General features: G+C 72.1%; 15 protein-coding genes. 7 read left to right on the top strand and 8 right to left on the bottom strand.

Annotated elements, in window-relative coordinates; translation table 11 throughout:
• Positions 1-311: 311 nt before the first annotated feature.
• Together KOI35_RS37575 and KOI35_RS37570 are read right to left on the bottom strand one after the other, a co-directional pair.
• Complete coding sequence (locus tag KOI35_RS37575) at positions 312-896, bottom strand: short chain dehydrogenase (RefSeq protein WP_215793612.1); 585 nt, start codon at positions 894-896, stop codon at positions 312-314.
• Positions 897-913: 17 nt separating this feature from the next.
• Positions 914-1864: a LysR family transcriptional regulator gene (locus KOI35_RS37570; protein WP_215793610.1), complete on the bottom strand. Its 951-nt coding sequence runs from the start codon at positions 1862-1864 to the stop codon at positions 914-916.
• A 70-nt stretch (positions 1865-1934) separates the two neighbouring features.
• On the opposite strand from KOI35_RS37570, the gene KOI35_RS37565 reads away from it, so the two are divergent.
• A complete protein-coding gene (locus tag KOI35_RS37565) occupies positions 1935-2819 on the top strand; it encodes a DMT family transporter (protein WP_215793607.1) in 885 nt (294 codons plus the stop codon).
• A gap of 80 nt (positions 2820-2899) precedes the next feature.
• Complete coding sequence (locus KOI35_RS37560) at positions 2900-3637, top strand: SDR family NAD(P)-dependent oxidoreductase (protein ID WP_215793605.1); 738 nt, start codon at positions 2900-2902, stop codon at positions 3635-3637.
• 5 nt (positions 3638-3642) lie between these two features.
• Here the strand turns inward: KOI35_RS37560 and KOI35_RS37555 are convergent, their stop codons facing one another.
• Both KOI35_RS37555 and KOI35_RS37550 read right to left on the bottom strand, forming a co-directional pair.
• Positions 3643-9438, bottom strand: a complete 5796-nt coding sequence (locus tag KOI35_RS37555; RefSeq protein ID WP_215793603.1) for an MMPL family transporter — start codon at positions 9436-9438, stop codon at positions 3643-3645.
• 62 nt (positions 9439-9500) lie between these two features.
• Complete coding sequence (locus KOI35_RS37550) at positions 9501-10379, bottom strand: hypothetical protein (protein ID WP_246614426.1); 879 nt, start codon at positions 10377-10379, stop codon at positions 9501-9503.
• A gap of 234 nt (positions 10380-10613) precedes the next feature.
• On the opposite strand from KOI35_RS37550, the gene KOI35_RS37545 reads away from it, so the two are divergent.
• Positions 10614-11234, top strand: a complete 621-nt coding sequence (locus tag KOI35_RS37545; RefSeq protein ID WP_215793600.1) for an FKBP-type peptidyl-prolyl cis-trans isomerase — start codon at positions 10614-10616, stop codon at positions 11232-11234.
• On the opposite strand, the gene yaaA is transcribed toward KOI35_RS37545, so the two are convergent.
• Genes yaaA through KOI35_RS37530 form a run of 3 tightly spaced genes read right to left on the bottom strand, consistent with a single transcriptional unit; the run spans position 11235 to position 14079 of the window.
• Positions 11235-12032: a peroxide stress protein YaaA gene (gene yaaA, locus KOI35_RS37540; protein WP_215793598.1), complete on the bottom strand. Its 798-nt coding sequence runs from the start codon at positions 12030-12032 to the stop codon at positions 11235-11237.
• A 9-nt stretch (positions 12033-12041) separates the two neighbouring features.
• Positions 12042-12386, bottom strand: coding sequence for an STAS domain-containing protein (locus tag KOI35_RS37535; protein ID WP_215793595.1), 345 nt, complete (start codon positions 12384-12386; stop codon positions 12042-12044).
• A gap of 58 nt (positions 12387-12444) precedes the next feature.
• Positions 12445-14079, bottom strand: coding sequence for a copper resistance CopC/CopD family protein (locus tag KOI35_RS37530; RefSeq protein WP_215793593.1), 1635 nt, complete (start codon positions 14077-14079; stop codon positions 12445-12447).
• Between the two features lie 141 nt (positions 14080-14220).
• Between KOI35_RS37530 and pgm the strand changes: the two genes are divergently transcribed.
• Complete coding sequence (gene pgm, locus KOI35_RS37525; RefSeq protein ID WP_215793591.1) at positions 14221-15864, top strand: phosphoglucomutase (alpha-D-glucose-1,6-bisphosphate-dependent); 1644 nt, start codon at positions 14221-14223, stop codon at positions 15862-15864.
• Positions 15865-15937: 73 nt separating this feature from the next.
• On the top strand, positions 15938-18259 hold the full coding sequence (locus tag KOI35_RS37520; protein WP_246614425.1) for a putative bifunctional diguanylate cyclase/phosphodiesterase: 2322 nt from the start codon (positions 15938-15940) through the stop codon (positions 18257-18259).
• A 286-nt stretch (positions 18260-18545) separates the two neighbouring features.
• On the opposite strand, the gene gnd is transcribed toward KOI35_RS37520, so the two are convergent.
• The gene (gnd, locus tag KOI35_RS37515; protein ID WP_215793588.1) at positions 18546-19985 is read right to left on the bottom strand and encodes an NADP-dependent phosphogluconate dehydrogenase; all 1440 of its coding nucleotides are present in this window, start codon (positions 19983-19985) and stop codon (positions 18546-18548) included.
• A 175-nt stretch (positions 19986-20160) separates the two neighbouring features.
• On the opposite strand from gnd, the gene KOI35_RS37510 reads away from it, so the two are divergent.
• Complete coding sequence (locus KOI35_RS37510) at positions 20161-20475, top strand: type II toxin-antitoxin system PemK/MazF family toxin (protein ID WP_215793586.1); 315 nt, start codon at positions 20161-20163, stop codon at positions 20473-20475.
• Between the two features lie 189 nt (positions 20476-20664).
• Positions 20665-22536 carry a SpoIIE family protein phosphatase gene (locus KOI35_RS37505; protein ID WP_215793584.1) on the top strand — a complete coding sequence of 624 codons (1872 nt, stop codon included), beginning with the start codon at positions 20665-20667 and terminating at the stop codon, positions 22534-22536.
• Positions 22537-22542 lie beyond the last annotated feature (6 nt).

The raw sequence follows: 22542 nt of genomic DNA, 5'->3' as shown, positions 1-22542 counted from the left end.
TTGTCCCATCGGGAGCAGTGGCGGCAACCACGGAGGGTGTTCCGGTGACCGCTGCGGCCGGCGCGCCATCCGGCCCGGTATTGACTCCAGCGTCCAGTCGGGCGCGCATCCGGGCATCCGCCTCGGCCGGCACCTCGGCCGTCGTTCCGGTGGTCGTCCTTGCTTGCGCCGTCATCCGACTTGTCCGTCCTTACTTTCCCGATCCAACGCTGGAACTGTACTGAGCCCAGCGACTGATCGGCCGACCACGCCCCCACCTGACTCTTCGATCACGACCGGACGGCGCTGCCCCTCCGGCGCCGGCGGTGTGGTCATGGCCGGATGATGCTGCCGGTCCGGGTGCCGTCGACGAGATCGCGGTAGGTGCGGGCCACGTCGGCGGCCGGTGTTCCGTCCTGCGGGTCCAGGCCCAGCTGTTCGAGGGTCTCGCTGATCCACCCGGGCGCGACCAGGTTGATCAGCAGCTGACGGCGGAGTTCGGCGGCCGCGTTGACCACGAAGCCTTCGAGGGCGCTGTTGACGGTCGCGCCGAGCGACCCACGGGGGAGCGGGGCGACGAACGTGCCACCGGTCAGAGTGACGGATCCGCCCGGCGGGAGATGCCGGATCGCGCGCCGGGCCAGGGCGATCTGACCCAGGAGTTTGCCGGTCAGCCCGGCGGCGAACTCGTCGTCGGTCACCTTCTCGAGGTCGACCAGGGGCCCGCTCGCCGCGCAGCAGACCACCGCGCCGACCGGGCCCACGCGCTCGAACAGGGTGTCGATCGACGACGGCGTCTCCAGGTCGACCGGCCATTCGCTGGATCGCGACGCCGCCACCACCTCGTGCGAAGCAGTCAGCGCCTCGGCGACCGCCCGGCCCAGGGTTCCTCCGGCTCCGACCAGCAATACGCGCACGCTCCCATGATGCCCGGTCACGCTCCCGGCCGGTCCGGGCGGCCGGACCGTGCCGCGGGCCGGGCCGTGGGCAGGGCGGCCACCGTGTCGTGCAAGGCCTGGACCAGGGCCGCAGTCAGCGGGTTGGGGCGTCGGCGCTGCGGGGTGACGATGCCGATGTAGCGGCACGGGCACGGCGGTGCCAGCGGCACGGTGGCCAGGCCGCCCTGGGACGCGGTCAGGGCGACCTGCGGAATCATGCTGATGCCGACGTCGGCGCGGACCAGGGACTGGGCGAAGACGTAGTCGGTGCCGCGGCAGGCCGTACGCACCTGGTAGCCCGCCAGGGCCGCGTAGTGGTCCAGCATGTCGACGATCTCCAGGCAGCCGTGCACCCAGCGCTCGTCGGCCAGGTCGGCGATCGTGACCGACTCGCGGCCCTCCAGGTGGTGACCGGACGGCAGCACGATCCACATGGGGTCGTCGAGCAGGGGAGTCCAGGTGAGGCCGGAGCGGTCCTGCGGGCGTACGGGAGGAAGGTCGTCGAAGTGATAGACCAGCGCCAGGTCGGCCGCGCCCGAGCGGACCAGGGGCAGGGCGTCGGCGGGCTCGTTCTCGAGGACGGTGAGCTCGACGCCCGGGCGCTCGGCGGCGAACCTGGTCAGCGCCGGTGGCAGCAGGCGCTGACCGCCGCTGGTGAAGGTGGCCACGGTCAGGCTGTCGGGCGTGCCGAGGCGGGCGATCTCACGCTCGGCCTGGGACAACTCGGCGGCGATGGCGTCACCGGCCTCGACCAGCACCCGGCCCGCCTCGGTGAGGTGGACGCCGCGGGTGCTCCGGTGCACGACCGCGGTGCCGATCTCGCGTTCCAGCGTGCTGATCTGCTGCGACACCGCCGACGGGGTGAGTCGCAGCGAGGCCGCGGCCTGGTTGAAGCTGCCGAGCCGGGCGACCTCGCGCAGAACCGCCACACGGCGAACCTCGATCATTAGCTCTCCTGATGACAACCTCAGTAAGTCGGCACTACCGCTTAACACCGTACGGGAAAAGAATTGTGGTGTGAATCGACGTGCCTGGCTCCTCTTCCTCGCTGTCTCGGTGCTCTGGGGCATCCCGTACTTCCTGATCAAGGTCGCCATCGAGGACCTGTCGCCGCTGCTCGTGGTGGCCGGCCGCGTGGCGATCGCGGCGCTCGTGCTGCTGCCGATCGCCGCCGCGCGCGGCACCCTGGCCGGGCTGCGCGGACGCATGCGCTGGGTCGTCGTGCTGTCGTTCGTGCACATTCTCGGCCCGTTCCTGCTGATCACGTACGGCGAGACGCACATCAGCTCGTCGCTCACCGGCCTGCTCATCGCGGTCGAACCGGTCGCGATCGCGCTGCTCATGTCGCGGACCGAGCGGCTCACCCCGATCCGGGTGGCCGGCCTCGTGCTCGGCTTCGGCGGGGTGGCGCTGCTGGTCGGCCTGGACCTCTCGGGCGACCGCCTCGGTCTGCTCGGTGCCGGCATGGTGCTGGTCGCCGCGATCAGCTACGCGGTGGCCACCATGATCGTCCAGCGCCGCCTGTCCGACGTGCCGGCCGAGTCGCTGGTCGGGGCCACGACCGGGATCACCACGCTGGCGCTCGCGCCGTTCGCCCTTTTCGCCATTCCTTCCCATCCCGTACGCATCGAGTCGTGGGCATCACTGGCCGCGCTCGGCGTCCTCTGCACGGCCCTCGCGCTGCTCGCGTTCTACCAGCTCATCGCGCAGGTCGGGTCGACCCGGGCGGGCCTGGTGACATATGTGAACCCGGTTGTCGCCGTCCTTCTCGGAGTTGCGTTGCTCGACGAGAGCTTCGGTCTCAGTACGATCGGGGGGTTCGTTCTGGTCGCGGCCGGCTGCTGGCTGTCGACCCGGCCGGTCCCGGCCGCGGTCGCGCCGATGGTGGTCGCCCGCCCCTGAACGACGTGGCCGAGCGGTTCTGCGCCAGCGAGCCGCTCGGCCACGTCCCTTTCCCCGCTTCTTCCGCATAGGGTGACCGCATGGGTCAGCGGATTCTGATCACCGGGGCGCGGCGCGGGATCGGGGCGGCCATCGCCGTCGGACTGTCCCGGCCCGGGCACAAGCTGATGCTGCACCACCTGGCCGCCCCCGAGGAGGCCGAGGGCGTCGCCCGCCTGTGCCGTGACCTGGGCGCTGAGGCCACCCTGCTCGACGCCGACCTGGCCGATCCGGGCGCCGTCCGCGACCTGGCCGACCGCGCCGGCCCGGTCGACGTGCTGATCAACAACGCGGCCAAGGCCTCCAACGTGGACTTCGCGGAGTTGCCGCTGGCCGAGTGGCAGCAGACGTTCGCGGTCAACGTCACCGCCCCGATGCTGCTGGCCCAGGCGCTCAGCCCCGGCATGGCCGAACGGGGCTGGGGCCGCATCGTCAACGTGGTCTCGCCGACCGTGCGGCTGGGCGGCCCGTCCGGTCCCGCGTACGTCTCCAGCAAGGCCGCCCTGATCGGCCTCACCCGCTCGCTGGCCCGAGCGCTCGGGCCGGCCGGGATCACCGTGAACGCGCTCTCGCCCGGGGCGATCCGCACCGAGGGCGAGGTCGAGCTGGCCGCCGGTCAGGACCAGCGGGCCCACGCCCCGATCGTCGCCTCGCAGGCGCTGCCACGGCCGCTCGTGCCGGAAGACCTGGTTGCGACCGTACGCCTCCTGGTCTCCGAGGGTTCCGGAGCGCTCACCGGCCAGGTCCTCGAGGTGGGCGGCGGACTGGTCTTCCGCTGAGCCGGTTACCCGGCCGGCTCGTCGTCCTCGGTGCGGCGGCGTGACGGCGGCGTCTGGTCGGCCAGGGTCGCCGGGCGGCGCTTGTCGGTGGGCTTGCGCTCGCCGGTCGGGCGCCGGGTGTACTGCGCGAGGTCGGCCGGACGGGACTCGCGCAGGTGGTCACCCAGGTCGGCCGGGCGGGTCGTCCGCAGGTGATCGCCCAGGTCGGCCGGGCGGCGCGGGGCGGGCACCGTCGTCGCCGTCGGTTCCGGTGACCGGGCCGCCGTCGGTTCCGGTGACCGGACCGCCGTCGGTTCCGGAGGCCGGGCCGCCGTCGGTTCTGGAGGCCGGACCGAATAGGGCTGGTCACCGAGCATCGACGGGCGCAGCAGCGGCGACGGATCCGGCTGCTGGTCGGCGGGACGGGCTTCAGTCTGCGGGTGCGGATCGCCGTACCCGGCCGCCCGCCGCACGGGAAGCACCGGGTCCAGCCCGTGCTGTTCGACGGCCGGGCGCTGTTCGGGGACTTGTCGCACGGGAAGCTGCTGGCGGGAGTCAGGTTCGGCCGGTCGGCGCTGCGGCAGTGGCTCGCGGCCCGGGGTCGGCTCGGTGAATGCGGCGGCCCGGCGCTGCTCGGACTCGGCCGGCTGCCGTCGGGGGAGCGGCTCGGTGCCCGGCAGACTCTCGGTTCCCGGCTCGCCGAAGGCGGCGGGCCGGCGTTCGAGCAGCGGGGCGCTGCCTGACTCGTTCGTTGCGGTGCTCGGCTCGTCGAGCGCGGCCGGTCGGCGTGTCCGGAACGGATCCCGCCTCCGGTTCGGCTCATCGGCCGGTTCGTGGACCGGCTTGTCGGGTTTGTCCGCCGGTTTGAGAGCCGGCTCGCCGGGCCCGGCGAGATTCCGGCGGAACGGGTCCCGGCTCGGCATCGGCCGGTCGTAAGGTGCCGGCCCCGGGTCGGCGGGCACCGGTGCGGGCTCGTCGAAGATCGTGGGCCGGCGCTGGGCCGGGGTCTCGTCGGGCTCGGTGGTCCGCCGGGTCGGGAAGAGGTCCGACAGGCGGCTCGAGGAGGACGCCGGGGCCGGGTCTGTCGTCGGCTCGACCGGACGCCGGGGGAGCGGCGGGGTGGACACGACCTCCTCCGCGGTCGGCGTCGAGCTCGTGGTCGGGGCGGAGCTCGCAGTCGGGGCGGAGGACTCGAGGCGGCGGGCGCGTTCGACGTCCGGGGCGGGTATGCGCCGCGTCGACTCGAGGCCCGGGAGCCGGAGCCGGCGCGTGGCCTCCAGGTCCGGAGCATCGAAGTTGCGCGTGACGGCGAGATCCGACTCGTCGACCGCCGACGGAACCGCGTCGGTCTCCGGCGTCGCCGCGGTGTCGGCCGTCGTCGTGTCCGGCACCGACCCGGTGCTCGTCGACGCGGCGGGCGCGGCCGGGGTGATCGCCCGGTAGTCCGGAGTCACCGGGTCGAGTTCGGGGGTCGCGATCGCCCCCGAGGTCTCCGGGTCGGGGGACTCGAAGGCCCGTGCGGCCTGCCGGTTCGGCGCCTCGAAGACCGCCGTCGCATCCAGGTCGGGCCCGTCGGAACGGCGGCCGAGGTTCAGGTCGGGCAGCGAGAGGTTGCGGGTGCGCTCGAAGTCGGGCCGGTCCCCGAAATAGGGCACGGGCGGCTCGGCGTCCGCGGCGGGCAGCTCCAGCGAACTGGCGAACGTCCCCGCCGACGAGGGCGCGAAGAAGAACTCGTCCGGAGCCGAGTAGTCGGCATACTTGCTGACCGACTCCGACCGGTACACGCCCGGCTCGGGGTAGTACGGCACCGGGTAGTGCAGCGAGGCCGCAGCCAGCGGCGGCTCATCGTCATCGACCAACTCGCCGACCGCAGGCTCGTCGTCAACACCCGGCCAACGGCTGGCGGCCGGGGCGTAAACCGGCTCGTCGACCTCGTGAGAGTCCGGTTCCGCCGGACTGACACGCCCAGCGACCAGCTCGTCGTCACCAATGCGCCCGGCGCCCGGCTCATCGTCACTGGTACGCGCCGCGTAGGAGAAGTCGTCGTTCCGCGCAACGTCAGATTCGCGCTCAGCAGCGGACTCATCCCCAGCAATGCGCCCAGCAGCAGCTGCGTCTTCGGCGTCGGTCCGTGCCGAGTCCGGGTCGTTGTCGCTGATGCGTTCGGCGGCGGGTGCGTCGTCGGCAATGCTTTCGGCGGCGGTTGTGTCGTCAGCGATGCGTTCGGCGGCAGGTGCGTCGCTAGCAATGCGTTCGCCGGCGGGTGCGTCGTCAGCGATGCGTTCGGCGACAGGTGTTTCGTCAGCGATGCGCTCGGCAGCCGAGGCGCTGCCGGTGATGCGTTCAGCGGCCGCTGCGTTGTCAGTGATGCGCGCCGCGTATGAATCGCCGGCATCGCTGCGAGTGGTGGCCGTTTCGCCGGCTGCCACGTCGGCGACCGAATCGGCGTCGGCGTCGGCGACGGGCAGGTCGGTCGCGTGGGCGGTGTGATCAGAGGTTTCGGTCGCCGAGTCGGTGGCTGCGGCCGCTTCCGGATCTGTGACGTGGGCGGCGGTGGACGGATCGGGGGTGTGGGCTGCAGTTGCCGGTTCGTGGGCTGTGGTGGCCTCGGAAGAACTGGTCGGCCCAGTTACGGCCGTTGCAGCTTCGTCGGCGGCCATGCGGGCTGCGCGAGCATCGGCGGCCAGGATCCGCGCGGCGATCGAGTCGACCGCTGCCGTATCGACGACGATCCGCGGATCCGAGATTGCTTCCCCAGCGGCCGGTCGGCCCGCGTCGACGTCGGCCGTTTCCCCAGCAATTTCCGTGGCGACCTGAGGGGTGGCCGACTCGGCGGTGCTTTCCTCGTCGGCCGGCTCGACCGCAGCGTCCTCGGTTACCGGCCGCCCGGCGGCATCGCCGGCAGCGGCATCAGCGGCATCGGCATCGGCGGCACCGCTGGCACCTGCATCGGCGACGCTTGGCTCGGTGGCGACCACATCAGCAACAGCGTCCGCCTCGCTTGGCTCGGTGGCGGTGCTGTCGGCGGCCGCGTCAGTGCGGCTCGGCTCGCTGACGGTGTTGCTGGTGAGCGCGTCGGGGGTGCTCGGCTCAGAGGCGCTGCCGCCGACTGCGTCGGTGGCGCTTGACTCAGCCGCGTCAGATCCTGTTGCCGGCTCGGCCGTGCCCCCCTCGGAAACCGGATCGGTGACCGCATCATCGGCGACCGCGTCGACAACTTCGGCTTCGTCCGCGTCGTCCTTGATCGCAGTGTCTGCGGCCGACGTAGGAGAGGCCGCACTGCCGGCTACGCCGTCTTCGGCAGTTGCTTCCCCGGGAGCCGCCTCAGCACGCGCATCATCGGCAACAGAACCGGCCGCAGCGTGCTCAGCACCCTCCTCGGACGAGGCGTCGTCGCCGGCCTCAGCCCCCGAGTCGGACGACCCGGCAGAGTCGGCCGCCTCGGCCGGAGCCGGATCGTCCTCGATGATCTCGGCGTCGACCACGTCGTCGTCCACCACGCCCGCCGACGGCCCGTCGACGACCTTGGGGATCACCTCGGTCGCGGCCTCGCCCGTCGACGACGCGACCTTCGACATCATCGCCGGCGGCAGCAGCAGGATCCCCGCAGCCTCGCGGTCCCAGGTCGCCTTCTGCTTGGTCGCCGACGGCCCCGGCGGCAACGCCAGCCGAACCGTCTGCTCGCCCACCGCATGCCGCCCCGACGTCAGGGCTGCTTGCGCCTCGCCGGCGTGTTCGGAGAGCCCGGCCCGTTCCTGCAACCGGCGAAGCGGCCCCGGCGCCCACCAGGCCGCGTTCCCCAGCAGGCCCAGCACCGCCGGCACGAGGAGCATCCGGACCACCGTGGCGTCCAGGAACAGGGCCACGATCATGCCCACGCCGACGAAGCGCATCGTCGTCACCGAGGACAGCGCGAACGCCCCGGTCACCACGATCAGCAGCAGGGCCGCCGCGCTGATCACCCGGCCGGTGCGGGCCAGGCCGACCGTCACCGCTTCTTTCGTCGACGCGCCCTGGGCCCGGGCCTCGACCATGCGGGAGAGCAGGAACACCTCGTAGTCGGTGGACAGGCCGAACACCACGGCCGCCATCAGCACCACGATGCCCGCTTCGAGCGGGGCCGGCGTCACGTTCAGCCAGGAGGCGCCGTGGCCGTCCTGGAAGATCCAGACCAGGACGCCGAAGGTCGCGCTCAGGCTCAGCGCGCTCATCACCACGGCCTTGATCGGCAGCAGGATCGAGCCGAAGGCCAGGAACATCAGGATCAGCGTGGCCCCGACCAGCAGGCCGACCATCCACGGCAGTTTCGCGGCGGTCGCCGCCAGGCTGTCCACGTTGCGGGCGGTCGTGCCGCCGACCAGCAGTTCGGCCCCGTTCGGCACCGGCAGGGAGCGGATGTCGTCGACCACCTGGCGGGCCGAGGAGCTGAACGGATCGGTCGAGTCGAGGGTCGCCGTGAAGACGGTGACGTTGCCCGCGTGCTGGGCCGGGCTCAGCTGGGCGATGCCGTCGATCTGGCGCAGTGTCACCGCGAAGGCCGAGCTGTCGAAGTCGGCGCCGCGCAGCACGATCGGCATGGTGTCGCCGCTGAACTGCGGGTAGTCCGACTTGAGGGTTTCGATCGCCACCCGGGCCGGGTCGCCCGGCGGCAGTGTCCGCTCGTCGGCCTCGCCGAAGCGGACCCCGCCGATCGGCGCCGCCAGCACCAGCAGGCCGGCCAGGATCGGCAGCACTACTACGACCGGCCGGCGCAGCACGCCGCCCGCGAGCCGCGCCCAGAAGGTGCCCGGGCCGCGGACGGGGAGCCGGATCGGCAGCTTGTCGACGCGCGGGCCGAGCACCGCGAGCAGGGCCGGCAGCAGGGTCAGCGAGAGCAGCGCGGCCAGGCCGACCGCGGCCAGACCCCCGTACGCGAGGGATTTGAGGAAGCCCTGCGGGAACAGCAGCAGACCGGCGAGCGCGATCATCAGCAGGGTCGCCGAGAACACGACCGTGCGTCCGGCGGTGGCGACCGTACGGCGTACGGCTTCGGCGGGCGTACAGCCGGAAGCCTGTTCCTCGCGGAAGCGGCCGACCATGAACAGGCCGTAGTCGATGGCCATGCCCAGGCCGAGCAGGCTGGCCACGTTGACCGCGAACGAGTTGACCTCGTGCACCGCGGCGATCGCGTGCAGCACGCCCAGCGAGCCGAGCACCGCGGCCCCGCCCACCAGCACCGGCAGCGAGGCCGCGACCAGCGAGCCGAACAGGAACAGCAGCAGGATCAGGACCACCGGCAGCGAGATGATCTCGGCCCGGGCCAGGTCGTCGGTCGAGCGGGTGGAGGTGGCGTCGGCCAGCACCACGCCCCCGGAGAGCTGCACGGTCGCGCCGGAGACGGCGAAGTCGTCCTTGACCTCGCGGAACGCGTCCAGTTTGGCGCCGTCGTCGGCTCCGGCCAGGGTGACGCTGGCGATGCCGCTCGTCTTGTCCTTGGCCACGAACTGCGGTGACCGGGTCGACCAGTAGGACGTGCTGCTCTTGACCTCGGACCGGGGCAGCTTGGCCAGCGCGGCCCGGATGCGTTTGCCCAGCTCGACGTCGTCGACGTTCCCCTTGACGGGCGTGTAGACGACCACCAGATCGCCGCCCTGGGCCCCGAAGGCCTTGTCGACGGCCTCGGTCGCCTGGGACGACTCACTGTTCGGGTCGTTGTAGCCGCCCTCGGTGAGCTGGCCGAAAACCCCGAGCCCCCAGATGCCCGCGCCGATCACCGCGACGAGCGCGACGGACAGCACCGGCCACCGGAAGCGGGCGACCCACGATCCCCAGCCCGCGAACACGTCAACCCCTCTGGTCGTACCCAACTCGCCGCCGGGTTCCGGCGCGCGTTTATGAGATCACTTCACGAAAGCGTTGCCGCTTCCAGGGCCACCCCTGCGCAACCTTTCCCGTACGCAGTGTCGGTGACCCACGTGAGCCGCAGCTGGCCGGATTTCGGCGCCTGGTAGGCCACGGTGATGACCGCGGTGCGCAGCGTGCCACCCCGGTTGTCGAGAACGGTAGATCCGGTCGAGTCGCCCGTGGTCAGCCGCGCGGTCAGCTTTCCCCGGGCCGAAACGCTGCCGACATAGAGCTTGAGCAGTCGCGGGGTGGTGCCGGCGGGCGCCGTGAGCGTGAAACCGTTGCCCTTGCCGCAGGTGCGGATGCCGGTCTTGGTGCCGTCGGTGGTGGCCACCGGGTCACCGCCGGTCCAGCTGAACGTCTCGGGGCTCAGCCCGTGCTGGAACCGGGGCGCGGTCGGGGCGCCCTCGAGGATGCGGAAGTTGCCGCCCTTGTCCCGTTCGAGGGCGAACGTCCCGCCGAGACCCCAGTGCACCCAGTCGGTCTGGCCGTCCTTGGACAGATCAACCTTTTCCGGTACGTCTCCCAGCGCGACCCGGACCACGTCCCTCGAGGGTGTCGGCGAGTCGGACGGTGACGTCGACGGTGTGGGCGAGCCGGAGGGCGACGGGGTGGCGCTGACCAGCGGAATCAGGCCCGGTGAGGGCAGCCGCACGTCGCCCAGGGCGGGCGCGGGCGGGTCGAGCGGCCGCTCCGGCGCGTCCTGGTTGCTGCTCAGGCCGCGCGCCGCGACGAAACCGAACCCGATGACGACCAGTACCCCGGCCAGGATCACCGCCGCCGACGACAGATATTCGTTCCAGGCGTGCGGAGCGGTCGGTTCGGCAGCCCTCCGATGGCCGGCCTGGCCTCGGCGGCGACCATCCCCGGTCGACGGCAACCGACCCTCCTGCATATACGTCTGGCCGCGCGGTCAGCCGCGCGGAAAGTGGTGCGTGAGTGGTAAACGATCGCACTTCGATGCGTGACGGTGTAGAGCGAAATCAGTGACCAACCGGATGGGCGATCATCCCCATCGGCGGTTCGGTGGAGGTTTGCGGTGGGCTTCGTCACGGCTACGGGTACCGTGTCCGGAGTTTCCGGCCGACGCCGATAACAGGAGAGTCGACGACATATGAGCACCGAGACCGCCCGACCCATCACCGGCGACAAGGCGAAGCGCCGCACCCAGGCCGTCGCCGGGGCCGTGGCCGGGGTGGCCGTGATCGCCGTCCTGGTGACCGTGTTCGTCACCGTCCGCGGTGGCGACCCCGAGCCCGCCGCGCAGCCGGCCGCCGCGGCCCCGTCGGCCGAGGCCGTGCAGCCGACCCCCGAGGCCGTGGAGCCCGAGGCGAGCGCGCCGGCCGCGCCCGAGCCGGCCCAGCCCGCGCCGGTCAACACCCCCGACCAGCTGAAGAAGCAGCCGGTGGTCAAGGCCGGCACCGGCACGCTGACCGAGCTCAAGGTGACCCCGCTGGTGGCCGGCCGGGGCCCGGCGGTCAAGGCCGGTCAGACCGTGACCGCCAACTATGTGCTGGTCAGCTACAAGACCGGCCAGGAGATCGACTCGTCCTGGAAGCGCGGCGAGCCGTTCAGCACCCCGATCGGCACCGGCCAGGTCATCCAGGGCTGGGACAAGGGCATCCCCGGCCAGAAGGTCGGCAGCCGCATCCAGATCGATGTGCCGGCCGCCATGGCCTACGGCCCCGAGCAGGGCGACCTGCGCTTCGTGGTCGACATCCTGGCCGCGAAGTAATCAGAGCTCGGCCACCACGACGTCCAGCTGTCGGGGGCGGCCCGCACTCGCGGGCTGCTCCTCGACGGTGTACTTGAGGTCGCGCAGCGCGGTGACGATCTCGTCGACCGACGCGGGCGCCGCCCCGGCCTCGGCCAGCGACCGGACGATCCGTCCCTTGGTCGCCTTGTTGAAGTGACTGACCACGGCTCGCCTGGGCACCCCGTCGACGACCCGTTCGTGCAGCACCCGCACGGTAGCCGAGGTGGTAGCGGGCGGCGTCCACATCGCCCCGTACGCCCCGGACCGCAGGTCGAGCACGGGCCCGCCGGCGGCCACCGGGTCGAGGGCCTTGGGCAGGGCTTTCTTCCAGAACGCGGTGAGCCCGCCCAGCGTCGGCAGCGACACCCCGACCGACAACCGATAGGCCGGGATGCGGTCGTCGAGCCGCACCACACCCCACAGCCCCGAGAAGACGACCGCCCTGGCGTCGAGCCACTCCCGGGCCGGCGACGCGAGCGAGTGGGCGTCGAGGGCCTCGTAGAGCACGCCGCTGTAGATCGAGGCGGCCGGGGCCGTGGCCGAGGTCAGCAGCCCGGCGTTGCGACCGAGTTCCGCGGCCTGACCGGCCGTGATGCCCAGGACGGCGAGCGACTCGGCCACCGCGCGGGCACTCGTCCGCCTGCTCAGCGCGACCAGCCGGGACAGCACCCGCTTGCGGGGTGTGGCCAGGCCGGGCAGCCACAGCGAGGACAGGTCGACGGGGTCGCCGGTGGCGGCGGAGGTCTTGCCCTCGGACGGCGGCAGCAGGATGAGCACCCCGCGAGATTAGTCGGCCGACCGCCCGGTCAGCGCGTCCCCCACCGTCGGATAGACCGCGAGGCGCGGGGTGAGCCCGACCGTGTCGAGCAGCCGTTCCAGGAACTCGCCGGGTGCGGCCAGCCGCAGCCAGCCCCCGTTGGCGGCGGCCCGGTTGTGGCCGATCACCAGCGCGCTCAACCCGGTCGAGTCGCAGAACTCGATGCCGGACAGGTCGACCACGATCCGCGGCGCCGGGCGGTCCAGCACCTGATCGAGCGTGGTGGTCAGGCTGGTTCCGCTGTCGATGTCGAGGTTGCCCCGCACCGTGACGACGACCGAGTCGTCGGTGTTCCCCACGACGGACACGTGCACGACGACCTCCACTCGTCCGGACCGGCTGGACTCTCTCTGCCCAATCGGCCCGCGGAAGTCACCTGGTCGGCGTGCCCGAACCGGCCGGCACGTCGATCGTCGTCTTCACCGTGGCCTGGTCCAGCTCCCCGATCCGTACGGTGAAACGAATCTCGTAGCTCCCCGGCAGCGGGAAAGTGAGCGCGCCCACGGCGTGATGCCGCAGGATCGGCAGCATCGGCTCGCTGAACGGCTCGATGTCCTGCCCCAGATACTGCGCCGACACCTTCCACTCCTCGGCCGGCAGCGGCGCCCCGGCCGACGTGTAGACGAAGGCGTGCACCGTGTTGCTGTCGCCGACCTCGACCGGATAGATGTTGAACTGCAGGGTGTAGAGCGGCGAGGTCAGCGTCTGCGAGATGCCGCTCTCGCGCACCGCGGCGTCGTCCACGACCGCACTGCGCGCCGGGTTGACCTGCACGAGCACGGCGCTCAGGCCGAGGATCACGGTGGTCGCCAGCACCTCGATGCCGACCATCCGCTTGAGCCGGCCCGAGCCGGGGGAGACGCGGACCAGTTTCCGGGCGAAGAACGCCGCCCCGAGCGTCGCCGCCAGCACCCCGACCTTGGCCACCAGCAGACGCCCGTACGGGGTCTCCCACAGCGCCGGGATCGACCCGACCTGCACCACCGCCTGCACCACACCGCCCGCGACCAGCCACACCACGGACAGGGCGGCCCAGCGGGACCACACCGGCAGCACGACTCCGAGCACGCGCTGGTCGGTGCGCCGCAGCAGGAACACGGTCAGGGTGATCAGCCCGCCCAGCCACACCGACATGGCGGCGATGTGCACCACGTCCGACGCCACGATCACGCCGGACAGCGGCGAGGCGGCCGCGTGCCCGGTCAGCGGCCAGGTCGTCATGGCCGCCAGCGCGATCACGACCACGGCGATCCCGCGCACCCGGCCCACCGCGCCGCGCAGCACCGGCGGCAGCAGCCCGGCCAGCACCGCCAGCAACGCCAGCCGGGCCAGCAGGATCAGCCCGAACGAGCTGCTCAGCACGTCGCCCAGCTCGCTCGCGGACACATCCCACAGCGGCGCTCCGGTGCTGGCCGGCGCCTGCGTCCAGAGCGCACCGAGCGTGGCGAGACCGATCAACCCCATTCCCGCGTACGCCGTGAGGGTCGCCCCGCGTCGTTCCCGGCGCCGCGGCCACAGCACCGCCAGGAACAGGGCGGGCCCGGCGGTGAGCACCATCCCGGCGTACGCGAGGAAACGTGTCACCGGCGTCGCCAGGGTGACCGAGCGGTGGGTTCCCTCGGCGGCCGGCTCGGCCGGGGCCTGCGAGGGCGCGCCGACCGAGAAGGTGAGGGCGCCGCCGATCGGGTGGCTGTCGGCCGAGATGACCCGGTAGCTGACCAGGTAGGTGCCGAGCGGGCGATCCGCCTTGCGGACCGGGATGCGCAGCGTGGTGCCGGACGCCGTGGCCTCACCGGAGATCCGTTTGCCGTCCGGCGCGATCACCTGCACGCGCCCGGCGACCACCGCGATCGGCTCGCTGAAGGTCATCACGATCTCGGCCGGCGACGTGCCGACGACGCTGCCCGGCGACGGCGTGGAGCCCAGCAGTGCCGCGTGGGCCGAGGCCGGGCCCGCCGGGAGGGCGAGGACGCCGAGCGCGGCCACGAGGAACAGCAGGACGCGCACGAGCCTCTTCACACGTGGTAGTTCGGATGGCGGGACGGAAAGGTTCAACAGCTGGACAACCGCTTACGCATCGGAGGTGAGGGGCATGGGATATCTATACGCTCCAGGCAGTAGGTGCACGTCCCAGAGGAGGCCATCATCATGTCCGTCAACCCGCGCGCCGGGAAGCCCGCCGAGCCGGCCGATCTGATCGACGTGCCCAAGGTGGTCTCGCGCTACTACACCGAGCACCCGGATCCCGAGGTCGTCGGCGAGCGCGTCGCGTTCGGCACCTCCGGCCACCGCGGGTCGAGCCTGCGGAGCGCGTTCAACGAGGACCACATCGCCGCGACCAGCCAGGCGATCGTCGAGTACCGCCGCGACCAGGGCACCGACGGCCCGCTCTACCTGGGCCGCGACACCCACGCGCTGAGCGAGCCGGCCATGATCACCGCGCTCGAGGTGTTCGCCGCCAACGACGTGACCGTGCTGATCGACAGCCGCGACGGCTACACCCCGACGCCGGCCGTGTCGCACGCGATCCTCACCTACAACCGCGGGAGGTCGTCCGGTCTGGCCGACGGGGTGGTCGTGACCCCGTCGCACAACCCGCCCGACGACGGCGGCTTCAAGTACAACCCGCCCAACGGCGGACCGGCCGACACCGACGCCACCAAGTGGATCCAGGACCGGGCCAACGTGCTGATCGCGGCCGGGCTCAAGGACGTCCGGCGGGTGCCCGCGGCCCGGGCGCGCCAGTCGGCGCTGGTGTCCGGCTACGACTTCCTCGACGCGTACGTGGCCGACCTGCCCGCCGTGATCGACATCGACGCGATCCGGGCGGCCGGGCTGCGGGTCGGCGCCGACCCGCTGGGCGGGGCGAGTGTCGCCTACTGGGGCGCGATCGCCGAGCGCCACGGGCTCGACCTGACCGTGGTCAACCCGAACGTCGATCCCACCTTCGGCTTCATGACGCTCGACTGGGACGGCAAGATCCGGATGGACTGCTCGTCGCCCTACGCGATGGCGTCCCTGATCGAGCAGAAGGACCGGTTCCAGCTGGCCACCGGCAACGACGCCGACGCCGACCGGCACGGCATCGTCACCCCCGACGCCGGTCTGATGAACCCCAACCACTACCTCGCGGTCGCGATCAACTACCTGTTCGCGCACCGGCCCGACTGGCCGGCCGGCGCCGCCATCGGCAAGACGCTGGTCTCGTCCTCGATGATCGACCGGGTCGCGGCCGACCTCGGCAAGCGCCTCGACGAGGTGCCGGTGGGGTTCAAGTGGTTCGTGTCCGGCCTGCTCGACGGCTCGATCGGGTTCGGCGGCGAGGAGAGCGCGGGCGGCTCGTTCCTGCGCCGCGACGGCGGCCCGTGGAGCACCGACAAGGACGGCATCCTGCTCGACCTGCTCGCGTCCGAGATCCTCGCGGTCACCGGGCGCACGCCCAGCGAGCACTACCGTGACCTGACCGCCCGCTTCGGCGAGCCCGCGTACGCCCGGATCGACGCCCCGGCCACCCGCGAGGAGAAGGCGATCCTGGCCCGGCTGTCGCCCGAGCAGGTCACCGCCAAGGAGCTGGCCGGCGAGCCGATCACCGCCGTGCTCACCACCGCGCCGGGCAACGGCGCGGCCATCGGCGGGCTCAAGGTCGCCACCGAGTCGGGCTGGTTCGCCGCCCGCCCGTCCGGCACCGAGGACGTCTACAAGATCTACGCCGAGTCCTTCCACGGACCGGACCAACTGGCCCGCATCCAGGAGGAGGCCCGGGCCGTGGTGGGGGCCGCCCTCAAGGGGTGATCCCCTCAGATTTCGGGTCCGGCGGCCGACAGGAGGGCGGTAGGGACAACCGACTCCGGCCATAGGACACGCATTGACTCAACCCGCGGGGCCCGCCGCCCGGCGTGCGGGCAGCGGGCTCGCTGCCCTGCTGGTCGCGGCGGCCACCACGCTGGCGGTAGCCGTGTGGCTGGTCGTGCGCGATCCGCAGGCCGTGGTCCTGGGCTACGTCTGGGGCCCCGCCGCGATGGTCGCCGCGGCCTTCTCCCTGCAGCGGATCGGCTCGATGGTCGTGCTGCCCCGGGTGGTCCGCGCGTTCTGGCGGCAACTCGGCCACGCCGCGGTCATCCTGGCGCTGAGCTGCGGCGCCGCCCTCGCCCTGGCCAACAACAACGCCGGCATGTCCCTGTACGTCGCCGTGCCGATGCTGACCGGCATGTTCTGGACCATGACGGCCTTCCTGCGCCTGCCGTTCGGCGACCGTACGCCGCTCGGCTGGGCCCGGGTGCTGCTGGACCTGGCGACCGTGGCCGTCGCGGGCGGACTGCTGTTCTGGTACGTCGTGCTCAGCTCGGCGCCGTCCGGAACCGGCCTGGCCACCCGGGCCGCGGCCGGCACCGTCGGTGTCGCCGGGTTGCTCTGCCTGACCGTGATCGGTCAGGCCGCGGGTCGCGCCGACGGCCCGATCGACCCCCTCGCCCTGCGTCTGCTGACCGTCGCGCCGATGGTCGCGGTGGCGCTCGCCGTGCTGCTCATCGCCGGCAACGACTTCTCCCGGCTGCTCATCTCGGTCGGCGGCAGCCCGCTGGTCGCGCTGTCCTTCGCCTCGGCCGCCTACCAGCAGCGCCGGGCCTTCGGCCGGCCCGCCGCCGACCCCGCGACCCGCCCGCCCCGGCGCGTCCGCACCGAGCTGGTGCCGTTGACCGCCGTCACGGCGATGGCCGTGCTGATCGGCTACGTGGCGGTGGCCGAGATGACCACCCGGGCCCGCAACCTGATCTTCGGCGGCGTCGTGATCGCCGTCCTGGTGGCCACCCGCGTGCTGCTCGGCCTGCGGGACGGCCGGCGCATGATGGACGGCCTGCACGACCACCAGGCCGAGCTGGAACGGCTCGCGATGACCGACGCGCTGACCGGGCTGGCCAACCGCCCCCGGTTCGTCAGCGTCCTCACCGAGCGCCTCGCCGCGCACCGGCCGGCCACCGTCCTGCTGATCGACGTCGACGACTTCAAGATGGTCAACGACACGATGGGCCCGGCCCTCGGCGACCAGCTGCTCTACCAGGTCGCCCAGCGGCTGCAGGAGAACAGCGCGGCCCAGGAGCTGCCCGCCCGCCTCGGTGGTGACGAGTTCGCCGTCCTGCTCGACGTCGAGGAGGTCACCTCGGCCGAGGAGGCCGCCGGCCGCATCCTGCAGGCGCTGGCCGAACCGTTCCGGGTCGGCGAGCACCAGCTGCTGGCCCACGCCAGTCTGGGCGTGGCCATCGCCGGACCGGGCGACTCGGCCGACGAGGTGCTGCGTAACGCCGACATCGCCATGTACGCGGCCAAGGAGGGCGGCAAGGCGGCCTGGATCCGGTTCGAGCCGCGGATGCGCCAGGACGTGGTCAACCACGCCCGGCTCGGCAGCGAACTGCACAACGCGATCATCCGGCGCGAGCTGTTCCTGCTCTACCAGCCGGTCTTCGACATCGTCACCGGCCGGCTCCACGGTGTCGAGGCCCTGGTCCGCTGGAAGCACCCCACCCGTGGCTTCGTCTCCCCGGGCGACTTCATCCCGGTCGCCGAACGCTCCGGGCTGATCGTGCCGCTCGGGTCGTGGGTGCTGCGCGAGGCGTGCGAACAGCTCGCCCGCTGGCAGCGCGAGCACGGCGCGGGCGCGATCAAGGCGATCAACGTGAACGTGGCGGTCCGGCAGCTGCGCGAACCCGGCTTCGTCGACGAGGTGGCGGCGGTGCTCAGCGAGACCGGGTTGCTGCCGCAGAACCTGGTGCTCGAGGTGACCGAGTCGTCGGTGGCGGACGGGCGGCAGGTGCGCGAGACCCTGCACGCATTGCACGAGATGGGAGTCCGGCTGGCCCTGGACGACTTCGGCACCGGGTCGTCGTCGCTCAGCCTGCTGCGCGCGTTCCCGGTCGACGTGCTCAAACTCGACAAGTCGTTCGTCGACGGCATCGCCGACGGCGAGGACCGGGGACGGCTGGCGGTCGCGGCCGCGGTCGCCCAGCTCGCCGAGTATTTGCAGCTCAGCGCGGTGGCCGAGGGCATCGAGAGCGAGGCCCAGCTGGAGCGGTTGCGCTCGATGGGGTATCGGCTGGGTCAAGGGTTCTTCATGTCGAAGCCGCTGCCCGCGGATGAGGCGGGGGCGTTGATGGGGGCGCCGGCGACTGTGGCCTCGGGGTTCGGGTTGCACTGAGTCTCGGTGAACCCGTCGGGGGTTGCGCTGGGTGGGCCGGTGACTGTCGGGGGTTGCGCTGGGTGGGCCGGTGACTGTCGACGGGGCTGGACAAACGCAACTGTCTTTCTGGCTCCGCTTCGCTTCGCAGGCATTCGCCTTGTAACCGGTGACTTGGCAGGCGGTTTTCCGCCACCCGCAAACCCGGCGGGCGTCGAAAAACCGACTGCCAAGTCACCGGCGGCGAATGCCGGTAGCTCTGTGGCTACTTGTTCACTTAACTAGGTGTTTTCGGTGGTTTCGGTGGTTACGCGCCGACCTCGTTGCGGTCGTCGGTTGCCCAGAGGGTGTGGAAGCTTCCGGGCTTGTCGGTGCGGCGGTAGGTGTGGGCTCCGAAGAAGTCGCGCTGGCCCTGGATCAGGGCGGCGGGCAGGCGCGACGCGCGCAGGCCGTCGTAGTAGGCCAGCGCGGAGGCGAAGCCGGGCGCCGGGATGCCCTGCTGGGCCGCCGTGGCGACGACGCGGCGCCAGGCGTCCTGAGCGCCGCTGACGGCGTCCAGGAAGTACTGGTCGACGAGCAGCGTCTGCAGCGACGGCTGCTTGTCGTACGCCTGCTTGATGAAGTCGAGGAACTTGGCGCGGATGATGCACCCGTCCCGCCAGATCTTCGCCATCGCGCCCGGGTCGATCTCCCAGTTGTACTCCGCGCTGGCCGCCTGGATCTGCTGGAAGCCCTGCGCGTAGGCCACGATCTTGGAGGCGAACAGCGCCTGCTCGACGTCGGCCTGGAGGTCACCGGCGTGCGCGCCGGCCGCCGCGGACGGGCCGGGCAGACCGGCGTCGGCCGCCGCCTTGCGCACGTCGGCGCCGCCCGAGAGCGCGCGGGCGAACACCGACTCGGCGATGCCGCTGACCGGCACCCCGAGGTCGAGCGCGGCCTGCACGGTCCAGCGGCCGGTGCCCTTCTGCTCCGCCTCGTCGACCACGATGTCGACGAACGGCTTACCGGTCGCGGCGTCGGTCTGCTTGAGCACCTCGGCCGTGATCTCGATCAGGTAGGACCCGAGGCGACCCTCGTTCCACCCCTTGAACACGTCGGCGATCTCGGCCGGCGAGTGCCCGCCGACCTGACGCAGCAGGTCGTACGCCTCGGCGATGAGCTGCATGTCGGCGTACTCGATGCCGTTGTGCACCATCTTCACGAAGTGCCCGGCGCCGTCCGGTCCCACGTGCACGCAGCACGGCTCGCCGTCGACCTTGGCCGAGATGTCCTCGAGCAGCGGCCCGAGCGCCTCGTACGACTCCTTGGAACCACCCGGCATGATGCTCGGGCCGTGCAGCGCGCCCTCCTCGCCGCCGGACACACCCGTGCCGACGAAGTGCAGGCCCCGCTCGCGCAGCGCCGCCTCACGGCGCCGCGTGTCCAGATAATGCGCGTTCCCCGCGTCGATGAGCATGTCGCCCTCTTCGAGCAGCGGCGCGAACTCGTCGATCACGGCGTCGGTCGGTCCGCCCGCCTTCACCATGATCACGACACGCCGCGGCCGCTCGAGGCTGGCCACGAACTCCTCCGCGGTCTCGGCCGGGATGAACTTCCCCTCGCTCCCGAACTCCTCCACCAGCTCCTTGGTGCGACCGTAGGAGCGGTTGTGCACGGCCACGGTGTGCCCGTGCCGGGCGAAGTTGCGAGCCAGGTTCCGTCCCATCACCGCGAGGCCGGTGACCCCGATCTGAGCCTTCTCCGACATCATTGACACCCTTCCCTAGCAGCACGCTACGCCGCCTATTCTTACGGCTTCGTGGCGATCAAGGTTCACTACCGTTCCACGCTGTGAGCACACCCGGATTTTCCGCCGGTGCGCCGCGCGGTGGCCTAAGATCGCACGGCGGTAGGGTGACATTCATGCCGAGCCGGACACGCCCATGAGGCGGGGCGAGATCTGGACCATCGGCAACCGCACCGACCTGCGCTATCGCGTTCTCGTGCTCTCGGCCGACGCGTTCAACGAGCGCGGCAACGCTTCCCCCTTCTGCGCCCCGATCGTCCGGCAGCGCGGCGTGACCGAGCTTCCGCCGTACGCGGTGGCACTCACCGAACAGGATCCGATCACCGGTGTCGTGGTGGTCAACCGGATGCGCCGCCTGCCCGCCGCCGTCGGCGCGGAGCGCATCGGGATGGTCACCGGAGCCAGCATGGCCCGCCTGACCGACGCCATGCGTTCCCTGTTCGAGCTGTGAAACCTTTCCTCTGTCTTTAGAGGCACTGCCCGTTCACCCCACCGGTAACTCCAATGGGTCACCCCCGGTCGGGTGACCGGTGCGACGTCACGCCGCAGGTAGCGGACGGACCGGATGTTCGGCCGATGACGACCCCCGTCGCGCTGACGTATTCAGGTAACCGTAGGCGTGGACCGGGGAGGACGAGGCGTGACTCAGGCGTATGCGGCGGCAGTGACGAGCCCGCGCCCTGGCCTGCCCACCGACGGTGGTGAGGCGGCCCGCCTCACCGTGGAACGGGCGGTCGGGCTGCTCGCCGGCCGGGCCCGGTGCCGGCTGGCCGAGGCCCACCGCCACCTGCTGCGCATGGCCGCCGAGGAGGAGCGCGGGCTGGTCGAGGTCGCGTCCGGCGTGATCCGCCTGCTCGACGTGTCCGACGCCGACACCGGCGGGATCCCGGGCCTCGACACCGGCCGTGCGCCGATGCAGCTGTCGGCTCCGGTCCGCCGGTTCGCCCCGTGGATCGGCATGATCCAGCGGGTGCTCGACGTGTCGCCCGGCATGGCCTCCTATCTGAACGCCGAGCGGGCGCCCGACGGCCGCCTGGTCGACCTGGTCTGGGCCGCGGCCAGCCCCGACGCGGTCGCTCCGAACGGCCTGCGCGGCGCCCAGTTGATCGGCGTGAGCATGGCCGAGCACTTCCCCGAGGTGCTGGCCAGCGAGCGCTGGCACGCCTACCAGCACGTCCTGGACACCGGCGCCCCCGCCGTGATGGGCCCGTTCCCGCACCGCGACGGCCGCTACTCGGTCCGCGCGCACCGTCTCGGCGAGGGCCTGCTGCTCAACTGGACCCGGCACGACGACCACCCGGGCGGGTTCGCCGAGCGGCTGGCCGGCACCGAGCGGCTCGGCAACCTCGGCTGGGGCGAGTGGGACCTGGTCAGCGGCGAGATCTACTGGTCCGACCAGCTCTACCGCATCTACGAGCGCGATCCCCGGCTCGGCCCGCTCGACCCGGTCACCTCCGAGCGGCACGGGCTGGCCGAGGACGAGCCGCTGCGCTCGGCGGCCAAGGCCCAGCTCGACCGGGGCGAACGCATCGACGTGATCACCCGGGTCCGGGTCAACGGCAAGGTCAAGCACCTGCGTACGGTGGCCGACGTCAGCCGGGACACGGCGGGCCGGCCGCTGCGCATCTACGGCATCGTGCAGGACGTCACCGAGCAGGAGACCGGGGCCAAGCGGCTGGCCGAGGTCGAACGGCAGCTCGACGAGCAGCGCCGCAGCCTGGCCGCCGAGCACGAGCTGGCCGCCCGGCTGCAGCGCATCATCCTGCCCATCCCGGACGGCCCGATCGTGCTGCCCGGGCTCAAGGTCGCGCTGCGCTACCTGCCCGCGGGCCAGGAGAGCCTGGTCGGCGGCGACTGGTACCACGCGGCCGAGCTGCGCGACGGCTCGGTGCTGCTGGCCGTCGGTGACGTGGCCGGGCACGGCACCCAGGCCGCCACCGCGATGGCCCAGCTGCGGCACGCGCTGCGCGCCCTGGCCGTGACCACCAGCGACCCCGGCGAGCTGCTGGGCCACCTCAACAAGCTGACCTGCGACCTCGAACGCGAGTCGCCCGAGATGGCGGCCACCGCCGTGGTCGCGCGCTTCGACCCGGCCCGCCACGAGGTGGTCTGGGCCCAGGCCGGGCACCCGCCGCCGCTGCTCAGCCGGGGCGGGAGCACGGCCCCGCTCGAGCGCCCCGAGGGGCACATGCTCGGCGTGGTCGACGACGCGGTCTATCCGACCGCCCGGCTCGACTTCCGGGTCGGTGACGTGCTGCTGCTCTACACCGACGGCCTGGTCGAGCACCGCCGCCGCGGCCCCGACGACGGGCTCGCCTCGGTGATCGCCACCGTCGACGAGGCCGTGCGGGCGTCGCCCGAGCAGCCGCTGGCCCAGTTGCTGGCCCGGCTGCGGCGCACCAACCCCGACGACGACACCTGCATCCTGGCCGCCCGCCCGGTCACCGGCGAGACGCAGGACCTGCGCCGCTACCTCTCCGATGCGGCGAAAATGTCGCATCTGCGCCGCTGACCACCC

Origin of the sequence: Paractinoplanes bogorensis (genome assembly GCF_018829635.1) — a bacterium.
GTDB classification, from domain to species: domain Bacteria; phylum Actinomycetota; class Actinomycetes; order Mycobacteriales; family Micromonosporaceae; genus Actinoplanes; species Actinoplanes bogorensis.
This window is presented reverse-complemented; position numbering and strand designations above follow the sequence as displayed.

Excerpts from the sequence above, each read along its gene's own strand:
- KOI35_RS37560 (WP_215793605.1), top strand. The coding sequence starts at position 2,900 with ATGGGTCAGCGGATTCTGATCACCGGGGCGCGGCGCGGGATCGGGGCG.
- pgm (WP_215793591.1), top strand. The coding sequence starts at position 14,221 with ATGTCCGTCAACCCGCGCGCCGGGAAGCCCGCCGAGCCGGCCGATCTG.
- KOI35_RS37510 (WP_215793586.1), top strand. The coding sequence starts at position 20,161 with ATGAGGCGGGGCGAGATCTGGACCATCGGCAACCGCACCGACCTGCGC.
- KOI35_RS37545 (WP_215793600.1), top strand. The coding sequence starts at position 10,614 with ATGAGCACCGAGACCGCCCGACCCATCACCGGCGACAAGGCGAAGCGC.
- KOI35_RS37570 (WP_215793610.1), bottom strand. The coding sequence starts at position 1,864 with ATGATCGAGGTTCGCCGTGTGGCGGTTCTGCGCGAGGTCGCCCGGCTC.
- gnd (WP_215793588.1), bottom strand. The coding sequence starts at position 19,985 with ATGTCGGAGAAGGCTCAGATCGGGGTCACCGGCCTCGCGGTGATGGGA.